Source organism: Burkholderia mayonis (assembly GCF_001523745.2).
GTDB lineage: Bacteria > Pseudomonadota > Gammaproteobacteria > Burkholderiales > Burkholderiaceae > Burkholderia > Burkholderia mayonis.
Genome location: NZ_CP013387.1, coordinates 1,326,583 through 1,342,059, shown reverse-complemented (window position 1 = coordinate 1,342,059; position 15,477 = coordinate 1,326,583). Strand labels below are relative to the sequence as shown.

The following is a 15,477-nucleotide window of genomic DNA, read 5'->3' as shown; positions in this document are numbered from 1 at the left end:
GTCATGGCTGAAACGAAGATCCATGACGAGCGCCACGTCATCACGAAACGGCGAGGCAACGGTGAGCTGAGGCGCGAGGTCTGGGTCGACGCGAGCGGCCAAGTCACCCGTTACAACCTCGCCTACATCAACCGCGAGCTCTATCAGGGCGACAATGGCCGGGTGATCGGCTACGACAACGCGCACGGCTACCATCATCGGCACTATTTTGGCCAGGTGGAGCCGGTCGACTTCGTCAGCTTCGAGGACATCGAGGACCAGTTCGCGCGTGACTGGACCGCATTGCGGAGTTCATCATGACCAGGACACAGATCGGAACCGGCACCGAAGCGGACTTTTTCGCACGAGGCAAGCGCCTTGCGCGGCAGGCCGACCGCGGCGAGCCGCTCGCCGAAACCCACATCGTCACGTTCGAGGACCCGGCCGAAGCCGCGCAGTTGCTCACGCAGGCGCGCATCGGCCTGTTTCGCACGATCAAGGCCGAGCCGGCCTCGATCACAAGCATCGCGGCGCGCCTGCATCGTGATCGCAGCGCCGTGAAGCGCGACATCGACGCGCTGCTTGCCGCGGGGCTCGTGTCGGTCGAGACGGCAGCGAACCCCGGTCACGGCACGCAGAAGGTTGTGCGCGCCGTCGCCTCGCGCGTCGACGTGCATGTGCTAATCGACTGAGACGGGATGCTTGATACTTGGCGGACATTACCGCCTATTTGAAAACAGAATATTGCCAAGCGCCCAAGCCATCACTCAGACGCCTTTTTGCGCTGGTATTCAATAAGTTTGGACATTTCTTCCTCAGAGGTGCCGTCCATACTTCGAACAACCATGACCATCGCGTTCCGAACTGAAATTCGGCGATTTCGATAGTCAGTGTAGAAATGATCGAGCCCATCAACGAGTTGCCCGATCGTGAGATGACCGAACTCTTGCTTAAAGTTGTCGTTCGCAAACTTTTCGGCATTCGCTGCGTAACGGTTAAGCACTGGATCAAATTTCTTTCCTTGAGATATTGTCAGCCCAATATCCCATATTTCGCTTTCATACATCATGCCGTCAACGAAGCCGGAGACGTAGCTTCCTTTCTCACCCACCTGCTGAACATTCCACCAATTACCATCTTGTCGCGCTTCGCCGGCTTTGGCAGGATTCGCCATGGTCAAGGAAAGCAACAAGAACAGTAACGTTACGACATGTAGCGTACGCATTATGCGCCTCCATATTGGACTGCCTAGGTGTAATGTCTTGCAATCGAAACGGGTCGTGCTTGCAATCGACGCGGTTTTCTACTCGAAATAACTTCAACTGACCGGAAGCACGTGCTCGGATTATCTGCAACTGATAACAACCGACTAAATGGCCCCGCTGCCCGACAACCCGCGATTGCATTTCCGCCTCGATTTACATCACGATGACGTGATCGTAGTCGGCAGACGGGAGCAACGCGCGAAGGCGCGTCGTCAACGCTCGAATTGTCGAATAGTCGGAGCCGTATCGAATAGAAAGGGACGCTTGGCCTCCACCCGGCGCAGTTCCCGGCATCATCGCCTCGTGATTCTTCGGTACCGGGTAGCGTCCAGCCCACACCAGAAACACTTCGAGCCCCTTGCATAGGTCGTCTTCGTTCGCATCGAGCGTGACCCCAGCCAGCGCAGCGATGCCACGCAGGCGATGCGTCCATAAGTCCCCGGGTATCGCCGTCGTACCTGCCCCAATGCTAGCGACAATGGCGGGGTTTTGAACTGCAATGCCTTTCAGCAGAAGTTCCACCGCCATCCCGGCCAACATCATCGCGTTAGGCACTACAGAGATAATGCCCTTCAAGGGAGGTTGAGGACTTCCGTCGTTGGCTTGCTTCCACCGAGAATAGGAATCCCACTGCTGCGCATCCGCCAGCTCGTCGCTCTCGGCTTGTGCCGCAATTATCTCGAACGATCTCATCATCGAATCGGCGTATCCGGCCCACGCGATCGGTTCGGTTTGCGCCCATGCGAACTGCTTCTTCACAAACGCCTCGTTGGCAGCGGTTGAAGAACCCTTCGGCTTTCTTGGCATGCTCTCTCCCATCGCTGGCGTGACTCCCTACCTCCACGCACCACACTCGATCAAGGGAATCGCACGATCAATACGTTACAATTTATCAATTCTTTCCATTGCTCGCCTCCGACCGTGCTCGATAGCCTCTTCTTCAGTGGCGAAATTTTGCTCCGTCGATTCCGACGTAAATATCATCGCTGGATTGTCAGCCAACGCGTACCGGTAAATCGAATGCCATCGTCCATCCGGTGTTTGGCTGGCGAGCGCTTCGATCCTGTGTCCGTTGTATGGTTCCATTTTTGATACCCCATGCGCGGGTGGAAATAATTGCTGGGCGGCTTGCTCCGTGATTCTCTCCACGTCCTCATCTTTTAATTCATGGAACAAGGCGAAGAGACCTTTATCGAGCAAGGCGTTTATCACATCATTCCTGGTCCACTTGCCATTGGTCGCAGTCGCAATTGCATCCAGGTACATAACCCGTTCTTTTGGCATGCGCACAGAAGTGGCAGGGCCACTTGCTTGAGGCGGGTGAGCGTAGGCAGTTGGCGCGGCCTCGATCGCGTTGACAAGCGCCCTCACAAAATCAGGGCCGCCCTGGAAGGGATTGTTTAGAGCCATCTGCTGCTCACAAAATACAAAAATGACTACACATTAGGGTGCGGGTGGCGCTTTGTCAAGACTTTCAGCGGGGATGTCGGTGATTCGCCCATGCGCCGCGCTGCGTGACCCGGCGTGGCGGCTACCCTGCGACTCTCACCACTCAGCCTATGCGTCGTGAAGACGAGGGGACGCCCAGGGCGAGAGTGGGCATGAGCCGATGCGCATAGTCCGCAACCGGAAAATCGAACGTGCCGCGCAGGTTGATCCCGTCGAGGCGCGTCGGCGCGATGCCGCGCATGTACTCTGGGCGCACCAGTGTCTGGCCGAGCCGCTCGATGTTCTCGAGCGCCCGTTGCATGTGCAGCGTGTTCCAGGCCATGACGGCGTTGGTCAGCAGCGTCAGCGCCGAGGAAACGGCCATCAACGAATGACGGTATTTCGTGAGCTCCACGGGGATCTTGCCTTGGTGGATCGCGCGTTCGACGACATGCACCGCCTCGCCACGATTCAAGGCGTGCTGCATTTCGCGGCGGAACGGCGGGATCGTGAAGAAATCGATCAGGAAGATCGAGCGAAGGAGCCGCCCGAGGTCGACGCCGCCGTCGTAGAGCGGCCGGCCGCGCGCGGCAGAGCCGAAGCGCATGAGCGCCTGCACGGCCGTGCAGTGTCCGCTCTGCACCGAGGCCGTCACGCGCACGAACTCATCCCAGATCAGCTCGATCGCTTCGAGGCGGACATCGCGGTCGGTGACCAACACGAGTTCCTCCGGGACGACGTGGCCGACCGGCACGTGCAGCCGACGATAACGCAGGTGCGAAAGCCTTGGGCAGAGGTCGAAGCCGAGCCCCCTGGCGAGCGCCATCGCAAAGTCGGTATAGCCGTGCGTGTCGACGGCGAGCTGGGCCACGTCCTCGGTGCTTTCCTGCCGGATTACGCCCTCGATCGCGGCGCCGGCCTGACGCTCGTTGAGCAGGATCGGCTGATCGTAGAAGATGCCCCACCGATCGCGCACGTGGGTGTAGATGCCGATCGACGCCGTGCGCCGGCGCGGGTCGGCGCGTGCCTGCCAGACCGTGCGCGTGGTCTCCAGCGACATCATGTCCGAGGAGGCGAGATCGGCGCGGCCCCAATGCTCGGCGATCGGATGCCGGCGCATGAACTCGAGCACGGCATCGGCGGCTTGCCGCAGCGTGCGCTCGTCCGCGACGCGGTTCATCATCTGCCGGATCGCGCTGGCCGAGAGCTCCGGCACCATGCGCGCGATCTCGGCGGCCGACATCGACGTGCCGTGCCCGAGTACGGCCGCGTACACGATCAGCAACTCGCTGCGCGAGCGCGGCTCGCGGCCGAGCAACAGCCAGCTGAAGCGCGTTTCGCTGTCGATCTCGAGCATGATGCGCGGCAACTGCCCCGTCGGATGCACACCGAAAATCGCGCGGCGCAGCGCGTCGGCTGCCGGGTCCGGGCGCTGAGCCACGAGCGGGTCGAGATGCACCGCGGTGTCGATACGCACCTCGCCCCGTTGGGCCGCTTCCACGAGCCGCTCGAGCCCGGCGTCGAGATGCTCGAGCACCGGCTCGAGGAATTCCTTCGGGTCCTGCGGCAGTTTCAGGTGGCCGTAGTAGTGGTTGCGCTGCGCCTTCCACACGTCGTCGGGGATGAGGAGCGTCGCCTGGCTGCGGAATGCAAAGCTGTGGTCGACGAAGACCGAGCCGTTGCGCAACGCGACGCGCAGCGCCGAAAGCGTCGCCCATTCGAAGGCGATCAGCTGTTAGCGCCGGTGTAAAAGCGCCGTTAAACGACGGCACAAGGTTGAGCGAAACAGTCAACGACAAAGGGGCCACGCGGGCCCCTTTGTTTTGAATGTCGCCGATCAGAACGGCGGGTCGTGCTCGGTGAGCGGCAGTTCACGTTGCCGACGATCGCCACGAAGGACACGCTGCATGTCGGGCAGATAGCGTGCGCAGATGAGTTCGCGCAAGTCGTCGAGCAGTTCGAACACGGCGAGCGCCTGCTCGGGCGTCCAGTCGTCGGGCACGACGAAGTTCAAGCCGCGCGTGAGGCCTGAGGGCAATGGCACGGCTGTCATGATGACTCGCCTCCTTTGGCCGATTTGCTCGGGCCACGCTGCCGGGCGCGCTTGTCGGCCCGCTCGCGGGCTTCCTTCAGGCGGTACGATTCGCCTTCGATCGAGATGACCTCGGCGAGATGCACAAGGCGATCGACGAGCGACACGACGCAGGCGGCGTTCGGGAACACTTCTGACCATTCTGCAAACGGTCGATTCGATGTCACGATGGTGCTGTTGTTCTGGTATCTCCGGCTGATCAACTCGAACAGCAGATCGGCGTGGCGATTCGAGTAGGAGAGATATCCGACCTCATCGATCACAAGGACGTCGGGCGCAGCATAGCGACGCAAGCGCCGGCGCAGCGTTGAATCGCTATCGAGCGCAGCCAGTTCGCCCAGCATATTGCCGGCGGTGGTGAACAGCACCGTGTGCCCATGCACGAGCGCCTGATGCGCGACGTTCTTCGCCAGCGTCGACTTGCCCACGCCGTTGGGGCCGATGAGCACGACGTTGGCGGCGTCCTTCATGAACCCGAGCGTCATCAGTTCTTCGATGGCACCGCGATCACACCGTGACGGCCAACCCCAGTCGAAGTCGCACAAGGCTTTGAAGCCGCCCAGATGTGATTCCTTGATGCGCCGCTCGAGCGAGCGACGGGCTCGCTCGTCTTCTTCCCACTGCACGAGCGGCGCGACCCACGGCTCCTGCGCAACCTCGGGCCAGTGGGCCAGCAGCCCGTGCAAACGCAATTCCTGCGCGCGTGTGCGCAATGATTCAAGCGAGCTCATCCGTGCCTCCGGCAAGTTGATCGTAGGTATCGAGCCGGTGGGGTTGGACCGGCGTGTCCTTCTGGCGTACGTGTGGCGGCAGACACACGGCAAGCGGTGGTGGCAGTTCAAGCGCTTCGCGGCGGCGCTCCAGCGCCAGGCGCACGGCGTTCGGGTGCGGCACGCCGCTTTGTAGCGCATCGCCGATCGCGGCCTGCAATTGCGCAGCGCCGTAGCGTTCGAGCAGCCGCAGCAGCGCCGCCGTGATGGTGCCCAGATTCGCATTGCGTTCAGCCGCGCGGCGCAGCAGATCCTGACTGGCGGGGGCAGCCTTGGCCAAGCGATCCATGCCGCGATGATGACGGGCCTCGCGTTTGACGCCGACCAGTGTCTCGATGTGAACGGGCTCTTCGATTTGCGCGCCGCGGTCGTAACTGCGAGCGTGGCGCGCAAGGATCTCGGCACCGTCCAGCACGCGTACCTGCTCGAGATCGGCCCGTACCGTGAGCGTGCGCCGCACGTGCGTGTGCGGGATCGAGTAGTCGTTCAGATCGAAGCGTACATAGGGCGTCTTGCCGACTTTGACGGCGAGCGTTTCCTCGACGGGATAGGGATTCTCCGGTAGCGCAAGCAGCGTAGGCTGCTCCTGGGCGAACGCCTGGCGCACACTGATCATGCGATCCTCCGGGCACGGGCGATCCGCCGCCTGCGTGCGGCACCAGTGTTCGGCTTGCGCATTCAGGTCATCCAGATCGGTGAACTGTCTGGCCGCGAAGAACGCGTCGCGGACGTGACGAATGGCGCGCTCCACGCGGCCCTTCTCGTTACCACGCGCGATGGCTACGGGTCTGGGTTCGAACCGATAGTGTGCGGCGAAGGCGAGCAGCGTCGGGTGGAAACGAATGGCGTCGCCCTGGCGTTCAAGGACGGCGCTCTTCAGGTTGTCGTAGAGGACGACCCTACCGAGGCCGCCCCAGCGCGTGAAGGCGCCGATATGGCCGCGCAGGAAGTTCTCCATACGCGCATCGAGGAAAAAGCGCAGATACAGCTCGCGCGAGTACGAGAGCACCATCACGAAGGCCATCAAGGGCCGGCGCGCACGGCCGATATGCAAGTGACCGAAGTGCCCCCAGTCGCATTGCATCTGTTCGCCGGGCAACGTGCGCAGCCGCAGGTACGCTTCGGCAGGCGGGCGTGGCCGGTGCAGAGAGATCAGATGTCGGAAGTGCGTGGGCCGGCCCTGATAGCCGCGCTCGCGCACCATGCCGTAAAGGCGGCTGGCGGTGAGCGTGGGATACTTCTCCAGCGTTTGGCGAATGAATGGCAGGTATGGCTCGATCATCGAAGGCCGCGGCGCCGGTCCATGACGCGGCAGACCAGCTTGTGCGAGCACCCGTTTGACGGTGCCGCGATGCACGTGCAATTGCTGCGCGATCGTGCCGCAGCGCCACTTCTCGACGTGGTAGAGCCGCAGGATATGGGCTTCGAGTTCAGCGTCAATCGTCACCTTTAGAGCCTCCTCGAACGGGCCAAGGCGCACGAATGGCGAACAGGCGCAGCCGCATCGATGGCAATGCGTTGTCGCCGGCGCCGATGCCGCGACACGACTGTGAGTGACAGCGGCGCGCATCGAGTCCGCTGGCAGTAGAGCACTGGGCCCCGTCGCAGGTGAACCGTGATGCGTCACTTTATTGTGTCGCGCTCGATAACGACGGGCGCGCTGCGCATGGGCAAGACGCCCGCGGCGAGAACTCTGGTAACGCTGAGCCGCTTCGCGCAAGCTCGCGCGCCGGGCCGCTTGCGCACAGCCGCCGGCGCAATAGATCTGGCCTCGATCGCAGCGGCGGCAAATGAACACCTGCGCCCGGCAGCGGGCGCACAGGAAGAAGCGGCCCGTGGGCAGCATCGGCGGTCCCCGTGGAACGCCGATGGCAGGTCGATATCGACAGGGTCCGCCCAGCCGTGGAATACTGCGGCTGCACGTGTCCCTGTGCTTGGCCCCGTGGCCCCGCACCTGTGTCCAGTGTGGCGCGACCCCGGGGTGAACTTGGCGGTTTGACCGGTGTCGCGCCGGTTGTTTCTTCGGCGGTGTGCCTTTCTACCGCAACCGATCCGCGCCGTCATCCCTCAACGCGCTTTGCGCGTCTGCACTCGCCCTACGGGCTCCCTCCGACGCGCAAAGCGTCAGGCATCCGCAGCGTCGCTACCCCGCAAACATCATCTTCCAAGCACGGCCACTTCAAACGCTCAATTCCAGAACGCCGTCGTTTAGTGTCGGATTTGGACCGGCGTTCACATCAGCGCACGCACGCGATCTTCGTCTTCGATCGCGCGCTGCCAGCCGCGGCCCAAATGAATCGCCGTGTCCTCCAGAAGCGCGCGCTCGCCGCGCCCGTAGATCTCGCGCAGCCGCTCCAACGCATCGATGACGGGGTGCGCGGCTTGTGCCGCAAACGGCAACGACAGCAGCTTCGCGAGCATGGCGCGCGCGACGCGCTGCTTGACGAGCAACTGCACGCGCACGAGGCTGGCCCGGCTGGGGCCGCTCTGCGTGAGCGCGGTATCGGCCAGCGTGTTCAACTGCTCGGCGAGCTCGTCGCGCGTCAACTCAGTGTCCGCGGCCAGCGCCTTCACGGCGTCGGCGAAGTCGCGCAGTTGCGCCTTCAGATCGGGGCGGGCGGCATCAACCTTGCGGCTGGCCTCGTTGACGATTTTTCGCAGCCAGCGGCCGAGCATCCAGAGCAGCTGGTCCGTGGCCACGCACAACGCGTACCGCATGAAGCATGCGGTTTCGAGCCGCCGCGACGGCTGCCGGATGCGCTTGCTCACCGATGGCGGGCGATTGGCACAGCGCCGCGCGTAATGCCGCACGACCGCCTCGGTGCAGGCTGCGGGCCAGCCGGCTTGGATGCCGAGCTTGGTCAGCCGGTCGATCTTGTTGAAGAGCTCGCCCATCTGGTGCGTCGAGTTGCGCAGCGGCACCGACCACAGCCATTGCTGAAGGCTCGTCGTGCCTCCGGCCTCCGGCCGCGGCAGCAGCAGGCCCCATTGGTCGAGCGTGGCCTCGCCATACGCCGCCTCAAGGCTGCGTGTGAGCGCGGCCTCGACATCCTGCACAGCCTGCACGATCAACTGCCGGAGCGTGCGGTCCTGGACGATCAGGACGCGATGCTCGTAGAGCCAGCACTTGAGGTCGAACAGCGCGCTGCTGCGGTCCTGGCGGCCGGAAAGCCGCTCCTTGAGCCAGCGTACAACGTAGCGGAGCTGATGCTCGGCCATCGGCCGGAAGCCCAGCGCCTGATAGGCGAGCACTTGATGGTCGACCAGCGTGTCGGCCCGGCCGTCGTAAAGCGATCGCAGCGTGCCTATATCGGGCGGGGTGATGCCGAGCTGCTCGCCGAGGTGGTGCCAGAGGCTCTTGGGAACCTGCTTGAACCCGTCGAGTGTGCGGCCCGTCATGCGCACGAAGCCCAGGTGCAGGGCGACGGCCAGCCGGTAAAGGTGGGAGCGGCGCCCGTCGATGAGCGCGCGTTCCTTCGCCGAGAACGTGAAAAAGGTGGTCAGCTCGAACTCGGTCAGCTCATGCGGGATGTGCCGCATGCCGAGGTAGGACAATCGCCAGTGTTCCATCGGCCGCGCTCCTGGGCGAAGGACGGACTGACGAGCGTAGCGGCAAAAAATCGGGGCGGCAACGCGTCGGCGTCAGGGATTTCACTGATTGGGCGCGCGTGGAAGGCAAGCCGGAGGGCAAATAGGAACCGCTTGATTTTTAATGATATTTTTGTAGGGGCAGACCGCTAAGCCTTGTCGGGACTAGGTCGGCCTACCCCGGTAAACGACATCAAAATCAAGGGGACCCCACCACACGATGAAGGGCACGCCTCATACCCGCCCATCGTCGCTTTTGCCCTGCATCTTCACCGATGTGCTGCACACGGCGTTGAATGTGTCGCTGCGGCCCGTCGAAAGTTCGCGAGCAAGAACTACCTTTGATCGCATTCCTGGGCATTGAGGCTAACGCACCATACTGTCATCATTCGGGGCATAATTCAGAAGGGAAAGGTTACTTTTTAGCTATGGATGTGCTGGAGACAACTCTACTATGTTGCTCTTTCTGGATACCGAGTACACGGGATATTCGCAAGCTGCCCCACAACTCATAAGCTTGGCGCTTGTGGCAGAAGACGGAAAGCGAGAATTCTACGTGGAGCTTGCTGATACTTGGCTCCTCGCTGATTGCACTGAATTCGTCAAGCGAGAAGTCATACTTCTTCTCACCGGTCCGCGACGCTCAACTGTGCAAGCCAGATCTGACCTCAAGACGTGGTTTGCAGATTGCCCACGTAACGTCCAAGTGGCGTGCGATTCAGCAACAGATTTTGGTTTCTTGCTCGATCTGCTCGGTTCGCCGCTCCCTGTCAATCTAGCCTCACATTATTTCGATCTTCGACCGCTGATTGATTTATCGATCTACGACCAGGCTGTCTCCGCATACTATCAAATCGACAACAGAGTGCATCATGCTTTAGTTGATGCACGGGCATATCGTCACGGATGGTTGGCCTGGATGGACTCCCGGAAAGCTGGATCAGAAAAATTACGATAAGGACGAAAATTAAGTGAAATAAATGAGATGGGACTAAAAATAGACGAGACAAACTCAATTTACTCGCTGCGCCGGCCATAGAATTTTCCAGTTTTCATGGTTATCGCCCGACTGTTTATGGCGTGACCCTAAACCATTTCAGTAGGCATAGCCCTCGTCCCGATTCCCGCAGTCGCACCACGTACTTCGGATCATCACGCTCGAACGGCGATGCTCCGGCGGCGATACTATCCAACCACGATTCCAGTGCGGAAAATGCCGCCTCAATTTCCCATTCAGCGGCGACATTTAGCAATTCTGTGATCGGTGATGTTCGGCACCATTCGATACAGGGCCATCGGTCCTGATATGGATGAGGATATCCGTCAAACCCTATAACAACCCCGTTTACATATCGAATGAGCCCAGCATCGTGCAGGCCACGCGACAGCGAGACAAGCCGTATTTGTTCCCGCCGGGCCTCGGCGTTAAGCCGCAACCATCGAGCCCCGCCCCAACCGAGTTCGAGTTCCTCTAGCGCAACCCTGAACGGACAGAGCCAGCCCTCGCTCCGTATTTCGTCCGCAGGAATTTGAATCCAGTTTATCTCACGCCCGTCATACACGCGCCTCCATCGGCAATTACAAATACGGTGCCTTCCTCGCAGACACTCCTGAAGCGACTGTAGCGTTCTGATATATCGCGGTGCGATGTCAGAGTGAGGGCCAATTCGTTTGTAGAAGTCAAAAACAGTTAAAAATCCCAGGCCATAATCATCTACACGCTGAAGTTCCTTGCTGATGAGATCGGAGAAATAGCGGACTTCAAATTTCCATTGATTAACCGTCCCACCCACGATCTGCTGGACATATCCAGGCATGGGATACAGAGTCTGCACTTGCCCCAGTGACTGTGAGAGCGATGGTTTTCCCAGGTATTCATGCTCATCAGAGACCCAAAACTCGCCGCTGCTAAGTGCGGCGGCAGCTTTGTCTACACGGCCTACCCAGTCGACGAGCGAAGCGATTCGTTTTTGGTCCTGTTTTTCTGGAAAATTCGAATTTCCATTGGGCCAGCTTTGGCAATGCACTAGCATCAGATAGTCAAGTGTTTTCATCCTCTCAATAGAAATCGACGCCCCACCCCTTGAAATTTCTAGTTGTTTAAGGTCAATCAGGTGGAATGGGCACCTCGATATCCAATTCAACTCGAAAAGATGACTATGATACCCATGCCGGGCGCATTGCTCACAGTAACGAATAATTTTTCTGGCGATTTTATCAGGCGAAGGAGCATAAGGATTACGGCCGGAGAACTGTGTCATTGGAGTGAAAACCGTTTCTGCCACAGATCGTGTTTCGTGTAAGAGATCGACAAGGCGTACCACATGTCGAAGTTCAATCGACTGGTAACCAATTACATCTAGATCCAGAAACGATAGTCCCCTTCGGAATGAAATACCATTCAACCGACAAAAGCGCAGCGCGAACGAGAGACGAGATTCGTATTGGCGAAGATTTTCCGGCCACCAATTAACGGATGGATATGCTCTCACCTCATGATCCTGTCGAAATTATTCTCATGTGGTCTGATAAGTTTACTTTCCCCAGTTCTCGGAGCCAGGACTCGTAGGATGTTGCGATCTCCCAATCGGTTCCGTGCGAAAGCGTATACAAGACCGATTCGATAACCAAGGCAACATGCTGCATCGGGAATTCGAGATATTTGCGAGATGCTGTCGGTGTAAGTTCGATCAAGGCTTTCCATAACAGGCCAGCACACTCTGCCAACCTACGTCCAGCCTTAAAATCGCTTGGAGCAAAATATTCCAGAAAAGTGATGCCGCTTCCTTTCGGCCATTCCGAATCGTTGTCGTAGCCATTTAGAACATATTCGATTTCGCTTGCAGAACGCAGGCCATGAAAGCGAGCGTGGGCTGCCATAAAGCGAGCCGCCACATGAGCATTTCCGGTGGTAGCCATATACTCATGCCGGTAGCTCATTTGATGCGACCCGACGGAAAATACACTGAGCAAGTAGCCCTCATAGTCAAGCGCGTTTTGCAATCCGACGAGCCATTTCCACTCCCTAAATGTCAGATCCTGAGCTTCGTCGATCAACAGAACCACGAAATTGCGGAAGGCGTTGTTCGCGATAGAGATGAAGCGCTGCATGCACTGGTGTACGGCCTCGGATTTCCGCATAGCCTTTGACGGCGTCGCAAACTCAAAGCGGGAGGCAAGCATGATCTCGTTCCAGAATGCAGCTTCGCTGGTATGGCTGTCTGGGCGGCGGTTCCACACGACGAGCGGAATCGCTGCCTGGAAGCGTTCTTCCAGTACCGTCTCGACGTACCACTGCACGCAACGCGATTTACCAAGTCGTGAGGCACCGTAAATGTATCCTCCCGGTCGTTGCTGATCGATCCAGTCACCGATCTGACTAATCATCTCGTGCATCGGCGGTGTATAGACCGCGTATTGCCGAGTGACAACGCAGTGCCGCGGATCGATATGCTCGGGCAGGAGCAAAGTCATAGGCTACTTTGACCGAGCCATTCGTCGGGGAGGAAGTTCGATACCGGCATCGCTGCGTGGTATGCCTCGTCCGATAGATGCGGGTTCTGACGTAGACTTCATCTGGGATTGTACGGCTCGAGTCATATCCACCTTGCTCCTGGCGATGGCCATATCCAGCATTCGTTCACCGATCGATTGCGTAGTCGCCTCCGCTAGAATTCGTCTTGCTTCGAGGTACGCCGGATGTACGGGCAGTTTGTGATGCGCATGGCGCTCCACATAGTTCATGAAGGTTTCGATCGCATCGGCGCCGGCCGGAATCGAAAACTGTCCGTGTAAACACGCTTGGCTGATTGCCTTGCGCACTGAGAGGCTGTGCGGAGCCAAATTCCATGGCGGAGCAGCGCGCAGTATGCCAAGCGACATCCCGTTCAGCGTGGACGCCATGGCAACCCGACAGTCGTTTTCCTTGTGGCAGACCACCCAGATTTCCGAGCCGACGAGGTCATGCCGACTTTGCAGCACCTCATTGGTATATCTAGCGTAAAAGAACTCCACGAACGGCGCTCTTCCCGCCGCAGCCCCGCCCCGAACGACACACCGTTTCCGCACGCTGAACAGCGATTCGACGAGCGCAGGGTCGGCTCGCCGAAACGGCGACGGAGAATTGCGGTAAAGGAATTCTGCGTAGGCAAGTGGAGCTCGGTTGCCGATTCCACGATGCGGTGAGGCGTTGTAATTGGCGATTAGTACATCCAGCAGTTCTTCCGCATATTCATACTGGAAACGGCTGGCCAACGCCACCGCCTCAGGCATTTTTCCCTTGCGGTCTTGAGGTTTGGCTCCGGTCGTATTGGAGAGGCGCTGAAAGCCTCTACCGGCAAGGTTACGAAAGAAGGATTCAATGAATGGGCGGTCGTCCTTGCTACGCCTCTTGGAGAACGCATTGCTCGGCTCCAGTAGGATCGATCCAACCGCGTCGCGCAGTGAGTTTCGAATGTGCTGACTCGTTTCAGCGAGGGCTCCATCCACGCTGGTTTCGTCCCAGCAAAGGCCAACGAAATGTTCGCCTCGTGAGGAAAGAAGCCCAGCTTCCGGCAAGTACGGCATATCACAGAAGCTGACCGGCCGCACACTCCATCGGCACAATGCCCGTTTCACGGCACTCATCACATCATCGCTCGACACTTCCCGGCGCATGCTAAAGAAATATCCGAGTACGGCGCGAGAAACGACTTCCAGAATGACGATAACCCAAAGCCGATGGACAATTTTTTCCTGGGAATCCCCATCCGCGAGCGGAATCGAAACGCAGAATCGGCCATCGAGTTTGTGCGCATCCATTTCGACCCGCTGCATAAATTTCAGCACAGGACGATTGCTACCATCGCCGGTCTTCAGTTTTGCTACCATGTCCGGGCCACCTGTCTTGGCGGCCAGCGCGCGTGGATCGGCCGCGAGTACTCTCTCGATATGGCGTCGGATAGAGTAATAGCCCCGGCTCGACGTATTGAAAGGCCACTCCCCTCTGGCTTCATAGCCAAGGTCCCGCAACTGGTTGATCAGCCAGTCCCAATGTCGCTTGTGGGAATGATTGGTTTCAACCAGCCGTTTGCTGGCATAGCTGGTTCGGATGCGGGATTCGAAGGCCTGTTGCAGATCTGGATGGCAATCGAGCAGTGTCTGCAGTGCACCTGCGCCGCCAGAACCGAACCGGTCGATTTGAACTTTGGTGCGCCGACGATACGGCTTAAGCCTGAGCCACGGCACGATTCCTCGCCAACCATATGGACGGCCGTCCGGATGCGTTTCCAGACACCGCTCCCGAATCAGGCGATAGGCCTGCTTTGCTCCGAGAGACGTAGCCTGTTTGATCGTGTTTTCGGAAGCGCCAGACAGATATAGAGAAATGGCCCGCTTGCGAGCGAAGTAAAGTTCACGCTGCGCGCTGTCCATTGCCCCTTCATCGGGTGTAGCCCACTGCGAGACATCGATACTTCGCCCACCAATGATCCGTCGCGAATAGTCAGGTCCGCCGTCACGATCACCGTCTGCTGCCATGCGCACTCCCGGTGAGTTGAGTCCCTATATCCCAGATAGCACTAACGATAGTGGGTGTTTACGGGAATGCAAGCTGATATGGGACGCGGTCAAGCAAATCGGCACATGAATATCCACTGGCGTGTGGCAGGTGCATGCCTCAGTCGGAACATCCAAAGCTTCGCCTCATTCGTCCGATGCAAGAACAATTTCACGCAAACCGTCTTGCGGAAAGATTGTTCCTTGGCATCCGCACAGGGCGTCAGGCCAGCCTGTAGTCAGGAACAAAATTATGCAAACCGACGCGGGCGATCAAAGCAGCCTCCAGCAACGCTTCTCATTAAGCGCGTGCTCGGCGAAATGCCAGCCCGCGCGGCCCACATTTCTGGCACCAACATCTCTTGGCGCGTTGAATCTACCGCGATTCTCTTGCGCATGCTCACCCCGAATCGTCGCTCACGTCGTCGACCTTCTCGAACGCCGGATGTGTCATGGGTTTGCGCCTACAGCAGTGCTCGGCTGCGCGATCGTCGGTCTATCGGGACGATAGCGAAAACGAACGGACTGACCAGCACGTGACCGAGTGCGTCCCTGGCAGACGCGCCGGCAGCTGTTCCAAAACCAAAATTGATTCGAGAAGCGAGAAAGATGCCAGGCAAGGCACCATCGCACGGCAGCCCTGCCTCTCAAATTTCGAACACCGGCTCGCGAGCCGATTGTTTCAATCGAAAATCACGCCTTCTCGTGACCGTTTCCATCCGATGCCCTTATCCGAGGAAAACGCATAGACGAACTTCATGTCTCAGCAATTATGAAATTATAAACTGATCGCATGTTTCAAAATCCGTCACCCCAGAAT

12 protein-coding genes and 2 pseudogenes are annotated in these 15,477 nt (G+C 59.0%); 3 read left to right on the top strand and 11 right to left on the bottom strand.

Features of this window, described 5'->3' with window-relative positions; translation table 11 throughout:
- The first annotated feature begins 3 nt into the window (after positions 1 to 3).
- Positions 4 to 300 carry a toxin-antitoxin system TumE family protein gene (locus WS70_RS24650; protein WP_059597214.1) on the top strand — a complete coding sequence of 99 codons (297 nt, stop codon included), beginning with the start codon at positions 4 to 6 and terminating at the stop codon, positions 298 to 300.
- Positions 297 to 671, top strand: coding sequence for an HVO_A0114 family putative DNA-binding protein (locus tag WS70_RS24645; protein ID WP_059597213.1), 375 nt, complete (start codon positions 297 to 299; stop codon positions 669 to 671). Before WS70_RS24650 ends, WS70_RS24645 begins: the two co-directional genes overlap by 4 nt.
- A gap of 71 nt (positions 672 to 742) precedes the next feature.
- Here WS70_RS24645 and WS70_RS31855 read toward each other — a convergent pair whose 3' ends face one another.
- From WS70_RS31855 to WS70_RS24605, 8 genes and pseudogenes are all read right to left on the bottom strand, one after another.
- Entirely contained in the window at positions 743 to 1,204 is a 462-nt protein-coding gene (locus WS70_RS31855; protein ID WP_159082957.1) for a hypothetical protein, read from the bottom strand.
- 193 nt (positions 1,205 to 1,397) lie between these two features.
- Positions 1,398 to 2,051 carry a hypothetical protein gene (locus WS70_RS24635; protein WP_159082956.1) on the bottom strand — a complete coding sequence of 218 codons (654 nt, stop codon included), beginning with the start codon at positions 2,049 to 2,051 and terminating at the stop codon, positions 1,398 to 1,400.
- A gap of 75 nt (positions 2,052 to 2,126) precedes the next feature.
- Complete coding sequence (locus WS70_RS24630; protein WP_159082955.1) at positions 2,127 to 2,654, bottom strand: hypothetical protein; 528 nt, start codon at positions 2,652 to 2,654, stop codon at positions 2,127 to 2,129.
- Positions 2,655 to 2,796: 142 nt separating this feature from the next.
- Positions 2,797 to 4,404, bottom strand: a pseudogene (locus WS70_RS24625) (Tn3 family transposase); the annotation flags it as partial.
- A 105-nt stretch (positions 4,405 to 4,509) separates the two neighbouring features.
- Entirely contained in the window at positions 4,510 to 4,725 is a 216-nt protein-coding gene (locus tag WS70_RS24620) for a hypothetical protein (protein WP_059472649.1), read from the bottom strand.
- Positions 4,722 to 5,495, bottom strand: coding sequence for an IS21-like element helper ATPase IstB (gene istB, locus WS70_RS24615; RefSeq protein WP_059596311.1), 774 nt, complete (start codon positions 5,493 to 5,495; stop codon positions 4,722 to 4,724). The genes WS70_RS24620 and istB overlap by 4 nt, the downstream gene beginning before the upstream one ends.
- A complete protein-coding gene (gene istA / locus WS70_RS24610; RefSeq protein ID WP_108033957.1) occupies positions 5,482 to 6,981 on the bottom strand; it encodes an IS21 family transposase in 1,500 nt (499 codons plus the stop codon). Before istA ends, istB begins: the two co-directional genes overlap by 14 nt.
- Positions 6,982 to 7,769: 788 nt before the next feature.
- Positions 7,770 to 9,104: pseudogene (locus WS70_RS24605) on the bottom strand (DUF4158 domain-containing protein); the annotation flags it as partial.
- Between the two features lie 472 nt (positions 9,105 to 9,576).
- Between WS70_RS24605 and WS70_RS24600 the strand changes: the two are divergent.
- Complete coding sequence (locus WS70_RS24600) at positions 9,577 to 10,080, top strand: 3'-5' exonuclease family protein (protein WP_082722320.1); 504 nt, start codon at positions 9,577 to 9,579, stop codon at positions 10,078 to 10,080.
- Positions 10,081 to 10,195: 115 nt separating this feature from the next.
- On the opposite strand, the gene WS70_RS31850 is transcribed toward WS70_RS24600, so the two are convergent.
- Genes WS70_RS31850 through WS70_RS24590 form a run of 3 tightly spaced genes read right to left on the bottom strand, consistent with a single transcriptional unit; the run spans position 10,196 to position 14,639 of the window.
- Positions 10,196 to 11,614, bottom strand: coding sequence for a hypothetical protein (locus WS70_RS31850; protein WP_159082954.1), 1,419 nt, complete (start codon positions 11,612 to 11,614; stop codon positions 10,196 to 10,198).
- A 1-nt stretch (position 11,615) separates the two neighbouring features.
- Entirely contained in the window at positions 11,616 to 12,596 is a 981-nt protein-coding gene (locus WS70_RS24595; protein WP_059597664.1) for an ATP-binding protein, read from the bottom strand.
- A 3-nt stretch (positions 12,597 to 12,599) separates the two neighbouring features.
- A complete protein-coding gene (locus WS70_RS24590; RefSeq protein WP_082716579.1) occupies positions 12,600 to 14,639 on the bottom strand; it encodes a hypothetical protein in 2,040 nt (679 codons plus the stop codon).
- Between the last annotated feature and the right edge of the window lie 838 nt (positions 14,640 to 15,477).

Excerpts from the sequence above, each read along its gene's own strand:
- WS70_RS24650 (WP_059597214.1), top strand. The coding sequence starts at position 4 with ATGGCTGAAACGAAGATCCATGACGAGCGCCACGTCATCACGAAACGG.
- WS70_RS24645 (WP_059597213.1), top strand. The coding sequence starts at position 297 with ATGACCAGGACACAGATCGGAACCGGCACCGAAGCGGACTTTTTCGCA.
- WS70_RS31855 (WP_159082957.1), bottom strand. The coding sequence starts at position 1,204 with ATGCGTACGCTACATGTCGTAACGTTACTGTTCTTGTTGCTTTCCTTG.
- WS70_RS24635 (WP_159082956.1), bottom strand. The coding sequence starts at position 2,051 with ATGCCAAGAAAGCCGAAGGGTTCTTCAACCGCTGCCAACGAGGCGTTT.
- WS70_RS24630 (WP_159082955.1), bottom strand. The coding sequence starts at position 2,654 with ATGGCTCTAAACAATCCCTTCCAGGGCGGCCCTGATTTTGTGAGGGCG.
- WS70_RS24620 (WP_059472649.1), bottom strand. The coding sequence starts at position 4,725 with ATGACAGCCGTGCCATTGCCCTCAGGCCTCACGCGCGGCTTGAACTTC.
- istB (WP_059596311.1), bottom strand. The coding sequence starts at position 5,495 with ATGAGCTCGCTTGAATCATTGCGCACACGCGCGCAGGAATTGCGTTTG.
- WS70_RS24600 (WP_082722320.1), top strand. The coding sequence starts at position 9,577 with ATGTTGCTCTTTCTGGATACCGAGTACACGGGATATTCGCAAGCTGCC.
- WS70_RS24595 (WP_059597664.1), bottom strand. The coding sequence starts at position 12,596 with ATGACTTTGCTCCTGCCCGAGCATATCGATCCGCGGCACTGCGTTGTC.
- WS70_RS24590 (WP_082716579.1), bottom strand. The coding sequence starts at position 14,639 with ATGGCAGCAGACGGTGATCGTGACGGCGGACCTGACTATTCGCGACGG.